Genomic DNA, 19,464 nt, shown 5'->3' with positions numbered 1-19,464 from the left:
ATATAAAGACATATAGAGATTAGTAACTAGGGATTAGCGATTTTTTTGTAATAAAAATATAGAAGAGCAAGTATTATATATTAGTATCAATTATATTAAAGGATTATCTATGAGAGAATATAATAATGGAAGCTTTGTTACGGGCATGAACTATGACTATGATAGAATGCGTGCAAAAGAATATGCTGAAAAGTATGCTTTATTTCCAAATATAAAGGAATACCCATATTTTGAACAGGATGATTGTGCAAATTTCATATCTCAGGTATTAAGAGCTGGAGGTATGAAGGAGACTGGCATAAGGTGGGATAAGGTGGAATCATGGTTTTGCAGAACAAAGGATACTAATAGCTTAACTAATATAGCTATAAGCTGGAGAGCTGCTAGGTATTTTAGGAGACATTGGGCGAATGAAGGTGGAATTGGACACAACAGAGCTGCTGTTTCTATTGCAATAACTGTCCAAGAAGCAGTGAATAACTTTGATAGATTGTATACTATATTAAAGGAGGGAGACGTTATTCAGTACGGGAATCCTGATAACAATAACTATCCATACCATACTCAGGTAATTCATGATAAGGGTTTCAATTATAAGATAAGCAAATACGATTTATATATGGCGCAACACACTGAAAATAGATTATACGTCTCTTTATTTACTTATTTAAATAAGTTTTTTGATAAAACAGTAAGGCAAGTGTATATTTATAGGATAAAAGATGATTAGGTTTTAATGATTAGTAATCATTTGAAATTATGTATGATACCCTAAGTTTTTAGAAACAAAACTTAGGGTATTAATTTTAATACAACTTACTTTATAATGTAATATATAAGTAAGTTATTATAGTTTGTAACGAAGAATAAAAGGAAGGACTAAGCTATGAGCAATAGGAACACAATAAAAATTTCTGTTAGAAATCTTGTAGAATTTATACTTCGATCTGGAGATTTGAATTCTACGTTTACAGGCAGTTCAAGAAATACAGATGCTATAAAAGCACATCAGAAAATACAGAAAGCTGCTCCAAAGGAATATACAGCTGAAGTGTCCCTTTCATATACATTTGAAAAAGAAGACATATCACTAGAAATAAGCGGACGTGCAGATGGAATAATTGATAATGATGGAATAATTACAATAGATGAAATTAAGACTACTACAGCGCCAATAGAGTTTATAAATGAAGATTATAATTTGATACATTGGGCTCAGGCAAAAACTTATGCATTTATATACGCTAAGGAAAAGGCTTTAGAAAATATATATGTTCAGCTTACCTACTATCAAATAGATACTAAAGACATTAAAAGATTTATTAAAGCTTTCAGTTTCAAGGAGCTAGAAGAATTTTTCCTTCAAATAGTAAATAGCTATATAGAGTGGGCAAAAACTCTAAGTATGTGGGAGAATTATAGGGATGATTCAATAAAAAGTTTAGAGTTTCCCTTTGAAAATTATAGAGAAGGTCAAAGAAAGCTGGCAGTATCAGTGTATAAGACCATAAATGAAGGTAAAAAGATATTTATACAGGCGCCAACAGGTATAGGGAAAACCATAGCCACTTTATTTCCAAGTTTAAAAGCAATGGGAGAAGGGTATACATCAAAAATATTTTATTTAACCGCAAAAACTATAACAAGAACAGCTGGAGAGAAAGCTATAAATAATCTTAGAGAAAAAGGACTAAAAATTAAGAGCCTAACAATTACAGCAAAGGACAAAATATGCTTTAAACCAGATGCAGCATGCAACTCTGAGGAATGTCCCTTTGCAAAGGGGTATTTTGATAGAATTAATGAAGCAATAAAAGATATATATCTAAATGAAGAAAACTTTTCGCGTGAGGTTTTAGAGGAATACGGGAAAAAATATGAGATTTGTCCTTTTGAATTTTCACTGGAGTTATCTCTTTTTTCAGATTGCATTATTTGTGATTATAATTATGTATTTGACCCTAGAGTATATCTAAAAAGGTTCTTTTTAGAGGGAACAACAGATTTTACATTCTTAATAGATGAAGCACATAATTTGGTAGATAGAGCAAGAGAAATGTTTTCGGCAGAAATAAATAAAGAAGAAATGCTTAATTTAAAAAAGCTTAGCATGAACTATTCAAAGGATATTTCTAAAACCTTAAATAAATTAAATTCACATATGATTGAAATACGGAAGCTTTGTGAGGTAAAGGATAATGAGCATATAGAAGAGGATGCTCCTATGGAAATAATATATTTACTAATGGAGCTGATGCCAAAAGCTGAAAAATGGTTATTAGAAAATAAAGATAAAAATAATGAATTTAAAGAGAAGCTTTTAGATTTTTATTTTAAAGCATTAGCTTTTATAAGAACCAATGAATATTACGATGAAAGTTTTGTCACTTATGGGGAAAAACAAAATAATAATTTGAAGCTTAAATTGTTTTGTCTTGATCCTTCTCATTTATTAAAGGAAGCATCTAAAAGAGGTAAGTCAACGGTGTTTTTCTCTGCTACGCTGATGCCTATGGATTATTTTATAGACATACTAGGTGGAGATTCTGAAAGCTATAAGCTAAGATTAAATTCACCCTTTAGCAGAGATAATTTATGCTTAACAATTGACTCTAATATATCCACTACCTATAAAATGAGAGAATTTACTTATGATAAAATACTTAAAGACTTGAATACAGTTGTTAAAGCTAAAATAGGCAATTATCTAGTTTTCTTTCCATCCCATAAATATATGAGAGAAGTTCATGACAGATTTTCTGAAAAAAATCTAGATATTAAAACTATATATCAGGAAATTTCTATGAATGAAGAAGAAAGGGAAAGCTTTTTAGAGAATTTTAGAGAAGGTAATACAGAGAGCTTAGTTGGATTTGCAGTTATGGGAGGACTTTTTTCAGAAGGAATTGATTTAGTAGGAGACAGATTAATAGGGACAATAATTGTGGGAGTTGGACTGCCTCAAATATGTTTAGAAAGAAATATAATTAATGATTATTTTAAGAAAAAAAACAATCAAGGCTTTGAATACGCCTATATGTATCCTGGGATGAATAAGGTAATGCAAGCTGCCGGAAGAGTTATAAGAAGAGAAGAGGATAGAGGGATAGTATTACTCATTGATGAAAGGTTCTTGCATAGAAATTATTATAGTTTATTTCCAAAGGAGTGGAGTAATCCAAGAATATGTAAGAATAGCAATGAGTTGAGTGGAGCGGTTAAGGAATTTTGGGAGAATACTAGTAAATAAGTGAGAATATTGTAGATTATTAACATAATAAAAAGATAATTAAAATAATAAGTCAAAAACTGTTGACAATCGAACATATGTTCTATATAATCAAAGTATAGCATTTTACGGTATATTTTGGTTAATGGAGGTATTTTCATGAAAATAGGAGCTAACTTTTTCGTAAAAGTAAATTATTCTATCGAAGGCAAAGGGACAGAAGGAAAATGTACAGGAGCTCACATAAAGAGAGCAAACTTAAATGGTACTGATAAGTATTTAATTGGCGGCGGATACTTTAATAAAAATGGAGGATCCATAGTATTTAAAGCAAGAGATTTAAAAGAAGCGAGAGAAATTGCCAATAACAATATATTTATTAAAAATAAAATATATAGCTATGAATTAATAATATTAGACAGTAACATTAAAATTGCGTAATAATGGATTGAAAATTTACTAGAAAAAGTTTAGCTAGAATATTACATATATAAAGTGCAGCTTAGTAGGCTTTCTGCCTACTAAGCTGCGCTTTTCAAATGTCATATTATAATGAATAATATATTAAACCATTTCACTTTTGATTTCCAATTTCTGATACATTTTTTCTTGCTGCCTTGTAGTAAATTGAAAATATATTTCTGTATTTGAAACAGATTTATGTCCAAGCCACCACTGAAGTTCTTTTATATCCATATCAGACTCAGCTAAATGAACTGCTGTTGTATGCTTAATTGTATGAAAATGGTGTTTTGTCTTATCTTCTATGTACGCTTGTCTGCAATATTTTTTCATTAAAAAGTCCAGAGTTTGTCTTGAAATAGGGTTTTTTTCTTGACTCTTAAATAATGCTTCATAATTATTAGTAACTTGATATTTTTCGATGTACTTTAGCAAAGCTGCATTAGTTTTTTCATCCAGTCTTATTGTATTACTCTTACTTCCTTTAAGCCTTTGGCAAAAGAGCTCTCTTTTTTCCCTATTATAATTTTCTAATTTAATTAATGCAATTTCAGATGCCCTAAATCCACATCGATATGCAACTCTAAATATTGCTAAATCCCTTACTGAATGAATACTATTAGAATTCTCTATAACAGTGAACAGATTCCTCATTTCATTTTGTGTTAAGTACTTTATTGTCTCTTGATTCTTTCTTGCCATATATTCTCCTTTCCAAAAGCTGTACAAAATAAATATTTTGTACAAGTTTATTATAGCACAAATACTTGTTAAGTACATAAAAAAAATGATTTTCTGTATAATTATAGTATAACTTGAAGAAAATTAGAATTATATCTTTATTATAATAGTGGCCGTAACATAATTTGTAACAAATAATAGAAAATCATGTAAGTAATTAAAGGAAAGTTATACAAAATATTTATTTTGTACTAATATGTCGTAAAAATTGATTATTATCCAAAAAAACACATTGAATTTTATTAAATTTTCTAACAGTAATCACAAAATTATTTACATATATGAAGGGGGATATAGAAATGATGAATTTTCTAGGCAAATTTAAAGTTGGAACTAAACTGCTGGTGTCTTTTTTGATTGTAGCAATCTTTATTGGGGTAGTAGGTCTTATCAGTATGATTACACTAAAAAAAATTAATGTCAATGGAAATGAGATGTACAGCAACCATTTAACAGCAAGTAATTTATTAAATGATATTAATAAGGAACTACTGAGATTTAGGGGAGATACTCTAAATGTTTTGTATAATAAAAATTCTAATAGAGAAGAAATCTCAAAAAATCTTGAAAAATACATAAAAAACTATGAAAGTGATATTGAATTATATTCTAAAACAAAATTCAGTGATGAAGAGCAAAAAATCTTTAAAGATTTTACTGATATCATAACAAAATACAAAGAGCAACAATATACTTTAATAAAATTAATTAGAGAAAATAAAGTAGATGAAGCTATAAACTATGTATCTTCTGTAACCAGTACCAGAGAGGAGGTTGAAAAACGAATAGGTGAATTAATATCTTTAAATGTCAATGCTGCAAAAGAAGCTAACGAGGATAATAATTTAATTTATAAAAAGTCAAGTAATACTGTGATTGGATTTATTATAGGCGGTATTGTCATCGCAGTGCTTTTGGGTATAGTTATGACAAAACATATATCAGTGGCATTAAAAATTATCCAAGGATTTTCTAAAAAGCTGTCTGAGTATGACTTTGATAAAGCCATTACACTTCCATGGAAGGACGAATTTGCAGAAACCTGTACTTCATTAAATTTAGCTCAGGATAATGTTAAAGGACTAGTAAAAGAAATAATGAATAATTCCCAAAATTTAAGTGCTTCCTCAGAAGAGTTATTTGCAACCGTGGAGGAAATGAATGCAAAACTTGATACTATAGATAAATCAACAAAAGAAATTGCTGCAGGTTCACAGGAGGTTAGTGCTTCAGCGGAAGAAATCACTGCTTCTGTTGAAGAGGTAAATTCAAGCATAACAGAAATGTCACAAAGAGCCTTAGATGGAAGTGAAAATGCTGGTAAGTTTAAGGAACGAGCTTTAAAAGTAAAGGAAAATGGTAAGAAACAAGAAGAATCTATACTATCCGTATACAATCAAAAAGAAGCTATGATTTTAAAGGCTATAGAAGATGGTAAAGTAGTTGAACAAATTAAGGTAATGGCAGCTACTATATCAAGTATAGCAGAACAAACAAATCTACTTGCCTTAAATGCAGCAATTGAGGCCGCTAGAGCTGGAGAGCAGGGGAAGGGCTTTGCTGTTGTTGCTGAAGAAGTGCGAAAGCTAGCGGAACAATCTTCACAGGCAGTTTCAAGTATACAAGTTACTATTACTAAAGTTCAGGATGCATTTAACGGATTATCAGAGAATAGTAATGAGATATTAAAATTTATGAATGAACAAGTTACTCCGGAATTTACACACTTCGTAGCAAGTGGAACGGAATTATATAATGATGCAGACTATGTAAGCAAAATGTCTGAGGATTTAGCTTCTATATCAGAAGAACTTTCTGCAACAGTAAATCAAGTAAACTTAGCTGTTCAAAATATGTCCACTTCAGCACAAACATCTTCAGAAGGTACAATGAGTATTCTATGCAACATAAACGAAGCAACAGGAGGCATGGAGCAAATTGCGCAAACAGCACAAACACAAGCACAGCTGGCAGAAAAGCTTAATGAACTCGTTCAAAAATTTAAAATATAGTATATATGTATCACATCTTTATATCTACATAAAGGAACCTCCAAAACCTCCGGTGCCTGCCACCGGAGGTTTTGGAGGTTTTATGTCATAAAAGGTTTTAATTCTCCTTTCTCAGGTGGCAGGCACCTTACATATATCATAAAATTAACTTATAGGGAATTTGATTTTTTGATATAATAAAAGAAAAGTGCGAAGCATTTTTCACATTTAAGAAGGAAGGTTAAAAGATGAAGGCAGAAATATTGGCTGTTGGGACAGAAATTTTACTCGGGAATATTGTAAATACAAATGCTCATTATATATCTAATAGGCTAGCAGAGTTAGGTATAGAGGTATACCATCAATCTGTAGTAGGAGATAACGCGGAAAGATTGAAGGAAGCTTATGAATTAGCTTTTAGCAGAGCAGATTTAGTAATAACAACGGGGGGACTTGGACCTACTAAGGATGATTTAACAAAAGAGGTAGCTTTCGATTATTTTGGAAAGGAAGCAGTACTTCATGAGGAGTCTCTAAAGAGCATAGAAAATTTCTTCAATACAATAAATATAAGTATGGATAAAAGCAATATAAAACAAGCGTATTTTCCTAAAGATGCAATTATAATGAATAACAGTGTAGGAACTGCACCTGGCTGCATAATTCAAGAGAAGGATAAGATATTAGCAGTATTACCTGGACCGCCTAGAGAAATGAAAGCGATGTTTGAAGAATGTTTAATTCCTTATCTAAAAAAATTCCAACAAGGAGTCCTTGAATCAAAGACATTAAGGATTATCGGTATAGGAGAAAGTAAAGTTGCTTCAATGATAGAAGATATAATAGATAATTCCGTTAATCCTACAGTGGCACCATACGCAAAAGAAGGGGAAGTTACTTTAAGAATTACTGCAAAAGCTAAAGATCCAGAGGAAGCTAATGAGCTTATTTCACCTGTAGAAAAAGAAATAAGAGATAGGCTTGGGGAAGCTGTTTACGGAGAAGGAGAAGTATCTATAGAAGAAGTTGTAGGAAAGCTTCTGGTAGAAAATAAATTTACAATAGCTATTGCAGAGTCCTGCACAGGAGGACTTTTATCTGGTACATTAATAAATTACCCAGGAATATCTGAAGTTTTCAAGGAAGGTTTTATAACATATACAAATGAAGCTAAAATAAAGAGACTTAAGGTTAAGAAGGAAGTTTTAGAAAAGTACGGAGCGGTTAGTAGTCAAACCGCTGCGGAAATGGCAGAGGGAGCTGCTAAAGCTTCTGGAACAGATATAGCATTATCTACTACTGGTATTGCAGGTCCTGGTGGTGGAAGCGATGAAAAACCAGTAGGTCTTGTATTTGTTGGCTTATATATAAAAGGTGAGGTTAAAACAAAGGAATTCAATTTGATTGGAGATAGGCAAAGGATACGAAATGCAACAGTAATTAGGACTCTGGAATGGCTTAGAAGAGAAATTTTAAAGTGTTTAGGAAAGTAGACTTTAGCGAATTAAAACAATAAATTATTAAACTAATGTAATATATTAACATTGACAATACCCCCGAAAGGTGATAATATTTTTGTGTACTTAATTTAGATACAAATGTGTTTCGTAGGTAAACATAGGGACATCAAAAGGGGGCTTAGACATAAAATAAAATGGGGTTTAATATTATTCATTGAATAATATTAGGATTTGTTACTGTGTATATTAATTATAGTAGTAACCACAAGAGGTGTTCAAAATATCAGGGGCGTTATTTTGATTTCATTCAGGTTACATTTAAATATTTTATAGTAAGTATATGTAAGTAGCAAAAAATTACATTTTATCATATAAAAAACCAGGCTAATTAACCTGGTTTTTTACATATACTTTTTTTAGTGTATTTTAGGGAAGCAGTTTTTTTATATCAATAATTCCTGCACCCTGGAGGTTTTTAGGTATATTTAAAAGGTTGCAGGATATCTTAAGTAAGGAGACTATATCTTTATATGTTAAATCGGGATTATTTTCTAGTAATAGTGCACATACTCCACTAAGAAAGGCTGCTGAACAGGAGGTTCCAGTGTAATTAGTATATAGTGTTTCAAGAGGTCTAGGATAGATCTTTTGACCGTTCCTTTCAGAAATATAATTGGTATCAGAATTTAAAGAACAAATATCTACACATACAGCACATAAGTCAGGTTTTGCTGCTTTTCCGGTGTTACCAGCAGAGGCTGAAAGAAATGGCCTCTTTTCTCTTAGATCATCAATGCCGCCAACTGTTATACAATTTTTAAGTAAAGCTATTCCCCTCATAGAGTTTTCTACGTTACTATTATGGCCACTAGGTACTATTATAATTATGTTTTTTTCGATAGCTTTATAAAAGAGATTTGAAAATAAAGCTAATATAGATTCGTTATAATCTATCATTTCGAAGGGAAGACATATAATCCTTATATTGTGTTCGCTACTTTCATTTATTAAAGTTTCTAAAGCAAATAATATATCAGAAATATATCCCCTGCCAATTTTATTAAAAGCTTTAATCATATAAATATTGCTTTTTTCAGCTACCCCTTTATACATACCATTTGAGCTCTCCCCACTGGAGGCTATAATTCCACTTATAAAAGTTCCATGTCCATTATCATCATAAGGGTAATTAAAATTATTTATCAAATCTAAAAACTTTACTATCCTGTTGCCAGGTTTTTTTAAGTCAGGATGGGGATATACTCCTGTATCAATTATTCCAATACCAATGTTTTTTCCAGTTAATTTATAATTTTTTTCAAAAGCTATACCATTAGCAGAAAGAACACTATTCCCACATAGCAAACAGAATGTATCAAAGGTAATATAGTCTATTTGAGGAAGTTCAATAAGTTTTTCTATAACTCCTGAAGATATAGTTGAGCAAATGCAGCCAATAGAAGGAATAGAACGAATAATTTCACATCTATAAGTCTTTAGTTTTTGTTCAACTTTATTTTGAAGAGCCTTGCAATGTATAATAACTCTATAATTTTTATAGAGCTTATTTTTTAGAGCATTATGCAAATTTATATCTAACTTTTTTTTTAGGGAAAACATACAAATCCTCCTGAAATATTACTCTATTAATAATATAGTTAATTTCCCTTGTATTTGTTAATTAGATGCTTAATAAATAATATGTTTTTATTTTACTAAATAGATATGACTTTACAAAGTAATTTATAAATAAAAAAAGAACTAGTAAATTTTACTAGTTCTTATGATTTCCATTTAAATATAATAAGACCAAAAATCATTATGGCTATTCCTAAAAATTGACTAAGTCCAAAAGCAGCTTTGTTGGAATCAAAAAGGCCAAGGCCTTCTATTAACCCAGCAGAAATTAGTTGTGAAATGAGAATAGCACTTATGGCATAAGCCGGACCTAGCTTTGAAATACCACATATTACAGTAAAAATAATTGCAACTCCTAAGGGTCCTCCTAATAAATACAGCTTATTTGAAAGGGATATATTCCGAATATTCCCTTTACCTATAAATAACATGATAACAAAAGTAATTACAAAACCAATCCCCTGGACAACAGTATTAGTCTCCCAAAGACCAATTTTTTCGCTTAAACGGGTGTTAAAGACACCTTGAATACTCATAAAAATTCCTGCTAATATGGAACAAATAAGTCCAAACATGAAAATCACCTTCCATGATTATTATGTCCTAAAATAAAATTTCTATTAAAAGTGGAAGGTAAATTATAAATTAATAGCCGGTATCTTGTCTTTGATGATTTATACTGTTCTTATGTAGGTAAGCGACCTCGATTTCTTCAAATGAAAAACCTAATTCTGTACCAAGATGCAAAAAATCTTCAAATAAAGTTTTATAATTATCTTTAGTAGGACATACTACAAAGTCATTAATATCAAGATAAAGATGCATAAACTTTTTCGTCAATTCTTTATTTTCAGTCTTTACATTTAGCTCTAAATCTGAATACTTTTTTTCAAGTCCTATGCTTAAAATAAAGTGAAGACAGTCGACATATTCCTCAAGTATCACTTCTTTAGAAGAGGGACCTTTATTACTCCAAAATTTAAAACAGCGGGTTTCGTTTGCAAGTTCGCTTACTTCTACTTGAAGTGCTAAAATTTTTTTTGAAAATAAGGACTTGCCGTGCAGATTGTGTTCTTCGAGAATTCTTTTATCTAGTATACTTTGTAAATTAAATAGTTTTTCAAGGTTCATAAACGCTTCCCCTTTCTTCAAACTTTGTATAAATACATTTTATATTATTACGTGAAATATTGAAAGTTCACTAATCGTTTACATTAAAATTTTGTTAAAATATTTAAACCGACCTCAAGTTTTAGGACTTGAAATCGGTTTAAAATCAAGTATTAATATTCACGAAGAGGATAGTCTTTTACTAAGACATCTTTCTTATTATTTACAGACTTCCATAGTTCTAAACGATTTATTTTACCAAAGTCAAAGGACATATCCTCATCCTTTGAAGTTAAGGCATTAGGAGCCTCAGCTGAAAGGGTTTTCCTTAAGGTATAGTTTGAATTAGCAATAGAAATGAATAAATCTTGACATTTATCTAGATTAACGTTAAATCCGCTTAAAGAGAGAGTGTCCGTTATATTACGTGCAATTCTAGTTATGTATCCTCTATTTTCTACCTTTAAGTTTATTGTCTTTTGAGATTTATCTAGGTAAAAATTTGGATTAATTTGAACCTTAAATTTTTTATAAGGGCTAATTGTATCTAAAACAATTTTATTAAATTTATCTAGTTCAGGATCAATAATGGATTGTATAGGAATATAAAATTGTTGATTTGTTTTATATAGCTTATACTTTTTACATAGGCTTTTTTGAGTCACTTCAATGAGCTTATTAGACTCATTATCAAATAATGCAACTAAAGTGTATTTCATTTTAATCCCCCGACTACAATAATTTTTATTGTTATTATATCATATTTGTATAATTTGTCTATTTCAAACTTTAGATATAATTTCAATAATAGTTTTTCTAAGTTGAATGAAAATATGATTATTAATATTAATTTTTTATAAAGTTACATTATAATATTATTAAAAATTTGTATTAAAAATATTTATTAATATGCTATAATAAAATTTGTGATAAATATATGAATAAAAATCTTAAAGGTTCTTTTTAAATGAATATTAAAAAAGTATATAGGTTTGGAATATAATAAAATTAGAAATAAGGATGGATAATCACATGGAAAAACTGATTATTAACGGTGGAAAACCATTAAATGGTGACATAGAGATAAGTGGAGCAAAGAATGCAGCAGTGGCCATTCTTCCTGCAGCTATAATGGCTAGTAAAGGAATTTGTGTTATTGATAATATACCTCAAATTAGTGATACAGAATGCATTGAGAGAATTATACATAGCTTAGGAGCAAAAGTTAAAAGAGATAAGAATACTGTAACTATAGATAGTACTACAATAAATAACAATGATGCAAATACAGAAGATGTAAGACGTATGAGAGCTTCTTATTATTTAATTGGAGCCCTCTTAGGAAGATTTAAAAAAGCTAGAGTTGAAATGCCAGGAGGATGTTCTATAGGTGTAAGACCAATAGATCAGCACATTAAAGGCTTTGAAGCTTTAGGAGCAAAGGTTACTATAGAGCATGGTGCAGTAGTTGTGGAGGCTGATGAGTTAGTTGGCACTAATATTTATTTTGATGTAGTAAGTGTTGGCGCTACAATTAATGTAATGCTTGCTGCAGCTCTTGCAGAAGGGAAAACTGTCCTTGAAAACGCTGCAAAAGAGCCTCATGTAGTTGATGTTGCTAATTTTCTAAACACCATGGGAGCAGATATTAAAGGTACAGGAACTGATGTAATTAAAATAAATGGAGTTAAAGAATTATCAGGATGCAATTATAGTGTAATTCCAGATCAAATAGAAGCGGGAACTTATATGATTGCTGTAGCTGCTTGTGGAGGAAAAATAAATATAAATAATGTTATACCTAAGCATCTAGAATCTATAACCGCGAAGCTTGTAGAAATGGGAGTGGATATATCAGAAAATGGCGACAGCATAACTGTAGAAAGAACTGGAGAGATAAGAGGAGTAAATGTAAAAACACTTCCCTACCCAGGATTTCCTACAGACCTTCAACAACCTATGACAACGCTTTTAAGCATAGCCAAAGGAAGAAGTATAGTTAACGAAAGTATATGGGAAAGCAGATATAAACATGTAGATGAGCTTAAAAAAATGGGAGCTAATATTAGTGTTAAGAATAACCTTGCTATAATCGAAGGAGTACAAAACTTAAGCGGTGCAAGAGTTAGAGCTACTGATTTGAGAGCAGGAGCAGCTATGGTAATAGCAGGACTTATAGCAAATGGAGTAACTGAGGTTACTAACATAGAACATATTGACAGAGGATATCCTTTTATTGAAAAGAAATTCAACGCATTAGGAGCAAACATTACAAGAGAAATAGACAACTAATATAAATGTAGTTACGAATGGAGAAGGTATAATGATTTTTTGTCCTTTATATAGTGGAAGTAGTGGGAATAGTATATTTGTTGCTTCTGATAAAGGAAGTATACTTATAGATGCTGGATTGCCAGGTAAGAGCATAGAAAATGCTCTTGTAGGCATAGGTAAAGACCCTAGGGACATTGACGGAATTTTTATTACTCATGAACATATAGACCACGTAAAGGGAGTGGGAGTTTTATCTAGAAGATATGGTATACCTATTTTCGCCAACAAACTTACATGGAAGGGTATGGAGAAAACCATAGGGAAAATTAAAGAAGAGAATATAAAAATAATAGAGGATACAGTAGACATAAAGGATATGAATATTAAAAGCTACAGGATACCTCACGATGCTGCTGATCCAATGGGATATTCAGTTTATGATGGAAAGACTAAAGTCAGCATTGCAACAGACTTAGGATTTTTTTCAGAGGAAGTAGATAAGGGCATAAGGAATTCAGATATTGTCCTGCTTGAAAGTAATCATGATGTAGAAATGCTGAAATTTGGGCCATATCCATATAATCTAAAGAGAAGAATATTAAGTAACGTTGGACATTTATCAAATTATGATTGTGGCAAAGCAATAGTAAATATGTTAAAGTATAATTGTAAGAGAGTTGTCCTAGGGCATTTAAGTAAAACAAATAACTATCCTGAATTGGCCTATGAAACAGTAGTAAGTGTTTTAAGAGAAAATGGAGTAAAGATCAATGAAGATGTGTTTGTAACAATGGCTAAAAGGGACATGCCAAGTAATTACATTGAATTCTAAGGAGAGATGTATTATATGGGTAAAATTAACAAACTTATACTAGCAATACTAATTATGTCAGTTTTATCCCTGTTTATTGGCTGTAGTAATAATATGCCATTTGTAAATAATGGCGAAAAGATAAAAAATCTAAAGGTATCTAAATCAGATTCAAATGATGAATGGTTTAAATTAAATTTATATTTTGATGGTTCAGCAGATGAAAAAAAGGCAGAAACAATTAAAGAAGAAAGGCTTATTAATAAAGAGGAACTTATTGGTGAAATCATAATTCAAGAACTCATAAAGGGGCCCTCTGTTGGAAGTCAATTAAAGCCAATTTTTCCTAAAGGAACAAAGCTCCTTAGCTTTTCAATTAAAGATAAAATTGCTTATATAAACTTAAGTAGTAATGCAAAATACAAAATGACAGCTATAAGGGAAGAAGCATGTCTTAGAAGTATAGCCTTATCCTTAACAGAACTTGAATCAGTAGATAAAGTAAAGATTTTAGTCGACAGTAAAAATGTCGATACTTTAGGTGGAAATTTTAATATTTCAAAACCTTACAATAACAATGATATAGCTTTAATTAAAAATAAATAATTGAAAAAATAGTAAAACTTTATTATAATATTATGGATTATAGTATAATATAATTTACAAAAGGAGAATTAACAATGAGCCTATACGAAAGTTGGACAAATATGGTTGTCGATTATGTAAAACATAAAGGAGAAGCTGCATTCTGGAAAGAATACGGTGAAATGGAGAAAAAAATATACTCAAAGATATTAGCAAACCATGGAAAGATTGTTTCAGGAAAGGTTCAAACACTAGCAGAAGAATTTCAAACAGAAATAAAATTTTTCGTTGGATTTTTAGATGGTATTAATGATAGCCTTACTGAAGCATTAGATATGGAGAACATTACTGAAGATACAGAAATTAGCTTAAACATAGATTATGATAAATTATATTTTAATATGGTAGATGCAAAAGCTGAATACTTATATACATTACCACAATGGGATGGAATTTTCTCAGAAGAAAAGAGAAAAGAAATAGTAAAGCAATGGAGAGCTTCTAAAACTGTAGTTAAAGAAGATAAAATAGGTAGAAATGATCCTTGTATCTGTGGAAGTGGAAAGAAATATAAAAAATGCTGTGGAGCAAATGCCTAAAGCTTAAATTAAAACCTTACATGATGATGTAAGGTTTTTTAAATATACATAAGGGGCTGTGATTATGAGAAATATAATAATATTGGATAATAAAGCTTATATTAGAAGCAAAGTCAAAGAAATTGTTTCCGACTATGATATAAATGTATATGAAGCTATAAATTCTATTCAGTTTTTTAATACATTGGCTGAATTGAATTATAAAGTAGATCTGATAATTACAGAATTAAATTTAGGGAATGAAAGTGGCATAGAAATTATAAAAAGATTAAAGAGCAAGGGAGTAAATATTCCCATACTAATAGTAACCACTGAAAATAGGAAAAGAGAATTTGCAAAGAGTATAATGGCAGGAGCTGTTGACTATATTTTAAAACCTTTTGATGAAAAACTATTATTAAAGAGGATTGTTGGAGATATAGAAAAGGGAAAAACTATTAAGAAAGCTAATACATCACAAGCTGAAGCTGCTAAAGAAACAAATATTAAGGGTGCTGCAGATATCAAAAAAGATAATGAAGAGAGTAAAAATATTTCTATATGCATGATTACCATATTTAAGACTGTTGAAGAGTTTACATCTGATATAGAAAAAGAATATGAAAATCTAACAAATATATTATATCCTTACGTAAAGAAAATACTTAAAAAAGATGAGGGCATTCTTAGACTTGGCTTACAGAGCTTTTGTGCAAGCTTTTATGATATTAGTGAAAGAACTAAAGAAGAGGTAACTCACAATATTAACTTACTTTTCTCTAGCTTAAAAGAAAAGAACCACCTTTTCAAAGATATATTCATAGCATGTGTATTTACTGATTACCCTAAGGATGGAAATGACAAAAAAGAATTGATTATAAAAGCAAAAGATATAACCGTAGAGAAAATTAATGAAGTAAAGAAGATGGAAAAAAGATGAACATAACTGTAATTTGCGTAGGCAAAATAAAAGAAAAATATTTAAAGGCTGCCATTGATGAATATAGCAAAAGACTGACTAGATACTGCAAGCTGGATATAGTGGAACTAAATGACGAGAAGACTCCAGACAATGCCTCTGAAAAGGAAGAGTTGCTTATTAAAGAAAAAGAGGGAAACAGCATACTAAAGCATATTAAGGACAATATGTATGTTATAGCCTTAGATATACAAGGGAAAATGGTATCATCGGAGGATTTAGCTCAATTAATTAGCGATTCAGGAATAAAAGGAAACAGCAATCTTGCCTTTATTATCGGAGGCTCATTGGGATTATCAAAGGAAGTTTTAAATAGAGCGGATTTTAAATTGTCTTTCTCAAAGATGACCTTTCCTCACCAGCTTTTTAGGGTTATGCTCTTAGAGCAGGTATATAGGGGGTTTAGGATTATTGGAGGGGAACCGTACCATAAGTAACGGCAAACTTTTATTTATATTTCTAATGAAAAGCTGAAAAAAGATGAATCATCGTCTGACGGTTCATCTTTTCCTATACCCATAATAGTCTTTTGCACTGCATTATTAAATTGTAGAATAATAGACTGAACATTTTTTCTATCCTTAACAATTATTTTATTAATGACTAGATGAAGCAAGGTTTTTTTCTTATCAAAATCTGAGTTTTCAAGTAATCCGTTAAATGTATGCATAAGATGTTTAACTACTTTAAACTCAATTTTCTCTGATGTATGAGATTTTAGTTTATCTAATATTTCTTCGCGGTTTAATATAAGATCACTCATCTCATCTGACGTTTTTGATAGCCTATTAGATAAAGTTTGCTTATCAATAATAGATTCTTCAAATAGCTCGAATACCCTATTTTTTCTGTTTTCTAGATCTGATAGTGATTTATCAATCTGATTTAATTTATGCTCTAATGGTTTTATAGTGTTTTGCCTTTTCTCATTCATCCTTTTAACTACATCAATTAATATTCTTTCATCTGATAGAACCTTACGAAGTCTATTAAATACTTGCTGCTCTATTTCATCTGCTCTTATTGCATTAGGATTACAGGCAGATAGTCCTTTGTTCCGCCAAGCACCGCAATAATAGTAACGATGGATTTTACATGTTCCATTTTTATTCTTTTTCTTGGATCTTCCTGCTACCATTGAAGAACCGCATACTGGACATTTCAATATACCTGATAGTGGATAGCTTCCTGCGAATACTCTCTGTGGTTTTTGAGATTTTTGGCTATAGATTTCTTGGACTTTATCCCATAATTCTTTGGAGATAATTGCATCATGTTGACCATCAACAATTATAGGATTTTTATTTATACCTCGCCTTCTTTTCTCGTTCCAATTTTCTCTTAAGTTATATCTTATTGTACCAGTATATAATGGATTCATAAGAATCTCTTTAATAGTTATAATAGAGAATAAGTTCCCCTTTTTAGATCTATACCCATGAGAATTCATATAGTTTGAAATACTTTTTAGTCCTTTACCTTCTGAATAAAGTTGGAATATTAATCTTATGGTAGCAGCTTCTTCTTCTACAATAATTAACTCAGTTTTATTCTCATCATCTTCACTTTGAACAGATTTATATCCTAATACTAATCCTCCATTCCATTTTCCAGTTCTTGCTCTCTGTTTCATGCCCATTTTTACATTTTCAACTATGGTTTCTCTTTCAAATTCTCCAATAGATGCTAAAACGTTCATTAAAAGTTTACCAGTAGGAGTAGAGGTATCAAAAGATTCGGAACAGCTTTTAAATCCAATATTATATTTGTTTAAATGATCTACTATTTTCAATAAGTCAAGATGATTCCTAGCAAGTCTATTGGTTTTCCATACCCATACTTCATCAAACTTATTTTGCTTAGCATCCTCTAAGAGCTTTTGCAACTGAAGCCTCTTAGAAATAGATTTACCACTAATTCCTCTATCAATATAGTCACAGATTATTTCTCTTCCTTCCTGAACGCATTTGTTTTTTACAGTATCTATCTGTGCATCAATTGAATACCCTTCTTCAGCTTGCTCTGCTGTCGACACTCTTGCATAAATCACTGCCCTTTTCATTGTAAATTCCTCCTTTTGAGTCTATTTTATTTAAAAGAATCTCAGATAAAATTTCAATAACTACATCATATGTAGGTTTTTTCATATTTAGGTTGTCCATTAATAGACGCTCCTTTCCTTTGTTCTTATAAATTTAGAAAATAAATAAGTCCAATTAATCTTTGATTTTGAAATTAATAATTAAATATTGTCATATATATAATATATAGTCATTTTTACGTAATTTTCCTCAAAGTATATACTTTATTCTTAACCGCTATATCATAATCCAAGTTGTATCTTTTAAAAAAACTACGCATTTTTACTTCTTTATAATTACGATCAGGTCTATCACCTGGCTGTTTTCCATATGCAATATTAGCAAGCTCTTTAAATTTTACACCAAAGGAATAAAAATCTTTATCTGACAAGTCAGTATCACAATAATATTCTAAAAACTTAAAAAAAACAGCTTTATTCTTGTCGGAATCAACATAGGATACCCATGAACATGGATTATATGTTTTTTCTAATCCAATCCATGAAAGTTGTTTATTGATAAAAGCCTCCTTAATTCCATCATTCAGTTCACTTATGATACTTTCATAAAACAATTTATCATTATATATCTTTATTTCAGCTAGTTCATTAATGCAAATGTTTAAATTATCATCAAAATAAAATAAACCCTTAAACAATTCAACACCACTTACTGAACCGATAGAATATTGTTTCGCGAATGATGAACGATTACTTTTAAAACAACATATAGCTTGTATTTGTTGCTTTAAGTTATATAATTTTGCATTAAAATATAAGCTATCTCTAGCACAAATATAAAGATTTAAATTTTCATTATCAGTTCTTCTTTTTCTTCCTAGCATCTGGATAAATTCAGTTCTATCACTTGTAAATAAAACGATATTTCTTAAAATATCGTCTTTGAAGTTGATACCGTTATCCATTACACTTGTGCTAACCAATACTTTACAGCTGAATTTTTCTTGAGTTACTATTTCAGCATAAATCTCACCATCTCTATTTTTAGATTTTTTAGAGTTTGCAGTAATAAAAACAGTATCATTTCCTATCTGTCTTACAAATTCTTCACCATCTTTTTTATTAGTGACAAAAACAAGCCATTTAGATTGAGACATATCATTTTTTATCAGTTCTATAATTTCATTTTTACTATTAAAATATTTTGGTTTTATATAAGAATAATCACGTCTAAAATCGTATAGTAATAGCTCTTTGGGTTTAATAATAGCGTTATTACCATAATTTATATAACATAATGAACTAGTAGTAGTATTCCCTAAAGATTTTTCGTTTTGTAAAATTACTGGGAAAATTTCTTCAGGGGTAGAAGTCATGTATATTCTTAGGGAATTTTTGAATGTTAATAAGCTATTTTTTAATATAACTCCAGTCTGATTGTCAACAATAATTTAAAAGTACACAAAAGTACCATTCAAAAAGTACATAGATTAGGTAAAAAATTTTACTTTGATTGTATAAGGGTGTTAATTACATCCTTTTTATTATTCATGAACTCTTTTCTA

General features: G+C 30.2%; 19 protein-coding genes. 11 read left to right on the top strand and 8 right to left on the bottom strand.

What is annotated here, in order from left to right:
- Positions 1-109 precede the first annotated feature (109 nt).
- From CLHOM_RS12515 to CLHOM_RS12505, 3 genes are all read left to right on the top strand, one after another.
- Complete coding sequence (locus tag CLHOM_RS12515) at positions 110-730, top strand: amidase domain-containing protein (RefSeq protein WP_052222041.1); 621 nt, start codon at positions 110-112, stop codon at positions 728-730.
- A 156-nt stretch (positions 731-886) separates the two neighbouring features.
- Positions 887-3,250 (top strand): ATP-dependent DNA helicase, encoded by a 2,364-nt coding sequence (locus CLHOM_RS12510; protein ID WP_052222040.1) that lies wholly within the window; start codon positions 887-889, stop codon positions 3,248-3,250.
- A gap of 138 nt (positions 3,251-3,388) precedes the next feature.
- Positions 3,389-3,670, top strand: a complete 282-nt coding sequence (locus tag CLHOM_RS12505) for a YciI family protein (RefSeq protein ID WP_052222039.1) — start codon at positions 3,389-3,391, stop codon at positions 3,668-3,670.
- Between the two features lie 123 nt (positions 3,671-3,793).
- On the opposite strand, the gene CLHOM_RS12500 is transcribed toward CLHOM_RS12505, so the two are convergent.
- Positions 3,794-4,393, bottom strand: coding sequence for a tyrosine-type recombinase/integrase (locus tag CLHOM_RS12500; protein ID WP_052222038.1), 600 nt, complete (start codon positions 4,391-4,393; stop codon positions 3,794-3,796).
- Between the two features lie 338 nt (positions 4,394-4,731).
- Between CLHOM_RS12500 and CLHOM_RS12495 the strand changes: the two genes are divergently transcribed.
- Positions 4,732-6,444, top strand: a complete 1,713-nt coding sequence (locus CLHOM_RS12495; protein WP_052222037.1) for a methyl-accepting chemotaxis protein — start codon at positions 4,732-4,734, stop codon at positions 6,442-6,444.
- Between the two features lie 227 nt (positions 6,445-6,671).
- Positions 6,672-7,916 carry a competence/damage-inducible protein A gene (locus CLHOM_RS12490; protein ID WP_052222036.1) on the top strand — a complete coding sequence of 415 codons (1,245 nt, stop codon included), beginning with the start codon at positions 6,672-6,674 and terminating at the stop codon, positions 7,914-7,916.
- A 393-nt stretch (positions 7,917-8,309) separates the two neighbouring features.
- Here the strand turns inward: CLHOM_RS12490 and CLHOM_RS12485 are convergent, their stop codons facing one another.
- The 4 genes from CLHOM_RS12485 to CLHOM_RS12470 all read right to left on the bottom strand — a co-directional run bounded on the left by CLHOM_RS12485 (position 8,310) and on the right by CLHOM_RS12470 (position 11,350).
- Positions 8,310-9,503 (bottom strand): S8 family serine peptidase, encoded by a 1,194-nt coding sequence (locus CLHOM_RS12485; RefSeq protein WP_052222035.1) that lies wholly within the window; start codon positions 9,501-9,503, stop codon positions 8,310-8,312.
- 161 nt (positions 9,504-9,664) lie between these two features.
- Positions 9,665-10,096, bottom strand: coding sequence for a DMT family transporter (locus CLHOM_RS12480; RefSeq protein ID WP_052222034.1), 432 nt, complete (start codon positions 10,094-10,096; stop codon positions 9,665-9,667).
- A gap of 70 nt (positions 10,097-10,166) precedes the next feature.
- Positions 10,167-10,652: a dUTP diphosphatase gene (locus tag CLHOM_RS12475; protein ID WP_052222033.1), complete on the bottom strand. Its 486-nt coding sequence runs from the start codon at positions 10,650-10,652 to the stop codon at positions 10,167-10,169.
- 152 nt (positions 10,653-10,804) lie between these two features.
- Positions 10,805-11,350 (bottom strand): hypothetical protein, encoded by a 546-nt coding sequence (locus tag CLHOM_RS12470; protein WP_052222032.1) that lies wholly within the window; start codon positions 11,348-11,350, stop codon positions 10,805-10,807.
- Between the two features lie 313 nt (positions 11,351-11,663).
- Here CLHOM_RS12470 and CLHOM_RS12465 point away from each other — a divergent pair, with 313 nt between their 5' ends.
- The 6 genes from CLHOM_RS12465 (at position 11,664) to rlmH (ending at position 16,295) form a co-directional block, all read left to right on the top strand.
- The gene (locus CLHOM_RS12465; RefSeq protein WP_052222031.1) at positions 11,664-12,923 is read left to right on the top strand and encodes a UDP-N-acetylglucosamine 1-carboxyvinyltransferase; all 1,260 of its coding nucleotides are present in this window, start codon (positions 11,664-11,666) and stop codon (positions 12,921-12,923) included.
- 31 nt (positions 12,924-12,954) lie between these two features.
- The gene (locus tag CLHOM_RS12460) at positions 12,955-13,737 is read left to right on the top strand and encodes an MBL fold metallo-hydrolase (protein ID WP_052222030.1); all 783 of its coding nucleotides are present in this window, start codon (positions 12,955-12,957) and stop codon (positions 13,735-13,737) included.
- Positions 13,738-13,752: 15 nt separating this feature from the next.
- On the top strand, positions 13,753-14,322 hold the full coding sequence (locus CLHOM_RS12455; RefSeq protein WP_052222029.1) for a GerMN domain-containing protein: 570 nt from the start codon (positions 13,753-13,755) through the stop codon (positions 14,320-14,322).
- 74 nt (positions 14,323-14,396) lie between these two features.
- Positions 14,397-14,900 carry an SEC-C metal-binding domain-containing protein gene (locus CLHOM_RS12450; protein ID WP_052222028.1) on the top strand — a complete coding sequence of 168 codons (504 nt, stop codon included), beginning with the start codon at positions 14,397-14,399 and terminating at the stop codon, positions 14,898-14,900.
- A gap of 64 nt (positions 14,901-14,964) precedes the next feature.
- On the top strand, positions 14,965-15,819 hold the full coding sequence (locus CLHOM_RS12445; protein ID WP_052222027.1) for a response regulator: 855 nt from the start codon (positions 14,965-14,967) through the stop codon (positions 15,817-15,819).
- On the top strand, positions 15,816-16,295 hold the full coding sequence (gene rlmH / locus CLHOM_RS12440; protein ID WP_052222026.1) for a 23S rRNA (pseudouridine(1915)-N(3))-methyltransferase RlmH: 480 nt from the start codon (positions 15,816-15,818) through the stop codon (positions 16,293-16,295). The genes CLHOM_RS12445 and rlmH overlap by 4 nt, the downstream gene beginning before the upstream one ends.
- Positions 16,296-16,309: 14 nt before the next feature.
- On the opposite strand, the gene CLHOM_RS12435 is transcribed toward rlmH, so the two are convergent.
- From CLHOM_RS12435 to CLHOM_RS12430, 3 genes are all read right to left on the bottom strand, one after another.
- Positions 16,310-17,920 (bottom strand): recombinase family protein, encoded by a 1,611-nt coding sequence (locus CLHOM_RS12435; protein WP_052222025.1) that lies wholly within the window; start codon positions 17,918-17,920, stop codon positions 16,310-16,312.
- Positions 17,871-18,020: a hypothetical protein gene (locus CLHOM_RS18385; RefSeq protein WP_161803226.1), complete on the bottom strand. Its 150-nt coding sequence runs from the start codon at positions 18,018-18,020 to the stop codon at positions 17,871-17,873. Before CLHOM_RS18385 ends, CLHOM_RS12435 begins: the two co-directional genes overlap by 50 nt.
- 115 nt (positions 18,021-18,135) lie before the next feature.
- Positions 18,136-19,275 (bottom strand): helicase-related protein, encoded by a 1,140-nt coding sequence (locus tag CLHOM_RS12430; RefSeq protein WP_052222024.1) that lies wholly within the window; start codon positions 19,273-19,275, stop codon positions 18,136-18,138.
- Positions 19,276-19,464: the final 189 nt, after the last annotated feature.

The sequence above is a fragment of the Clostridium homopropionicum DSM 5847 genome (assembly GCF_001263795.1).
Taxonomy (GTDB): domain Bacteria; phylum Bacillota; class Clostridia; order Clostridiales; family Clostridiaceae; genus Clostridium_H; species Clostridium_H homopropionicum.
The sequence above is the reverse complement of the archived record's forward strand: the minus strand, read 5'-3'. Positions and strand labels throughout refer to the sequence as shown.

Excerpts from the sequence above, each read along its gene's own strand:
- CLHOM_RS12505 (WP_052222039.1), top strand. The coding sequence starts at position 3,389 with ATGAAAATAGGAGCTAACTTTTTCGTAAAAGTAAATTATTCTATCGAA.
- CLHOM_RS12480 (WP_052222034.1), bottom strand. The coding sequence starts at position 10,096 with ATGTTTGGACTTATTTGTTCCATATTAGCAGGAATTTTTATGAGTATT.
- CLHOM_RS12495 (WP_052222037.1), top strand. The coding sequence starts at position 4,732 with ATGATGAATTTTCTAGGCAAATTTAAAGTTGGAACTAAACTGCTGGTG.
- CLHOM_RS12445 (WP_052222027.1), top strand. The coding sequence starts at position 14,965 with ATGAGAAATATAATAATATTGGATAATAAAGCTTATATTAGAAGCAAA.
- CLHOM_RS12465 (WP_052222031.1), top strand. The coding sequence starts at position 11,664 with ATGGAAAAACTGATTATTAACGGTGGAAAACCATTAAATGGTGACATA.
- CLHOM_RS12510 (WP_052222040.1), top strand. The coding sequence starts at position 887 with ATGAGCAATAGGAACACAATAAAAATTTCTGTTAGAAATCTTGTAGAA.
- CLHOM_RS12430 (WP_052222024.1), bottom strand. The coding sequence starts at position 19,275 with ATGACTTCTACCCCTGAAGAAATTTTCCCAGTAATTTTACAAAACGAA.
- CLHOM_RS12470 (WP_052222032.1), bottom strand. The coding sequence starts at position 11,350 with ATGAAATACACTTTAGTTGCATTATTTGATAATGAGTCTAATAAGCTC.
- CLHOM_RS12435 (WP_052222025.1), bottom strand. The coding sequence starts at position 17,920 with ATGAAAAGGGCAGTGATTTATGCAAGAGTGTCGACAGCAGAGCAAGCT.
- CLHOM_RS12485 (WP_052222035.1), bottom strand. The coding sequence starts at position 9,503 with ATGTTTTCCCTAAAAAAAAAGTTAGATATAAATTTGCATAATGCTCTA.
- CLHOM_RS18385 (WP_161803226.1), bottom strand. The coding sequence starts at position 18,020 with ATGGACAACCTAAATATGAAAAAACCTACATATGATGTAGTTATTGAA.
- CLHOM_RS12455 (WP_052222029.1), top strand. The coding sequence starts at position 13,753 with ATGGGTAAAATTAACAAACTTATACTAGCAATACTAATTATGTCAGTT.
- CLHOM_RS12475 (WP_052222033.1), bottom strand. The coding sequence starts at position 10,652 with ATGAACCTTGAAAAACTATTTAATTTACAAAGTATACTAGATAAAAGA.
- CLHOM_RS12500 (WP_052222038.1), bottom strand. The coding sequence starts at position 4,393 with ATGGCAAGAAAGAATCAAGAGACAATAAAGTACTTAACACAAAATGAA.
- rlmH (WP_052222026.1), top strand. The coding sequence starts at position 15,816 with ATGAACATAACTGTAATTTGCGTAGGCAAAATAAAAGAAAAATATTTA.
- CLHOM_RS12460 (WP_052222030.1), top strand. The coding sequence starts at position 12,955 with ATGATTTTTTGTCCTTTATATAGTGGAAGTAGTGGGAATAGTATATTT.
- CLHOM_RS12450 (WP_052222028.1), top strand. The coding sequence starts at position 14,397 with ATGAGCCTATACGAAAGTTGGACAAATATGGTTGTCGATTATGTAAAA.
- CLHOM_RS12515 (WP_052222041.1), top strand. The coding sequence starts at position 110 with ATGAGAGAATATAATAATGGAAGCTTTGTTACGGGCATGAACTATGAC.
- CLHOM_RS12490 (WP_052222036.1), top strand. The coding sequence starts at position 6,672 with ATGAAGGCAGAAATATTGGCTGTTGGGACAGAAATTTTACTCGGGAAT.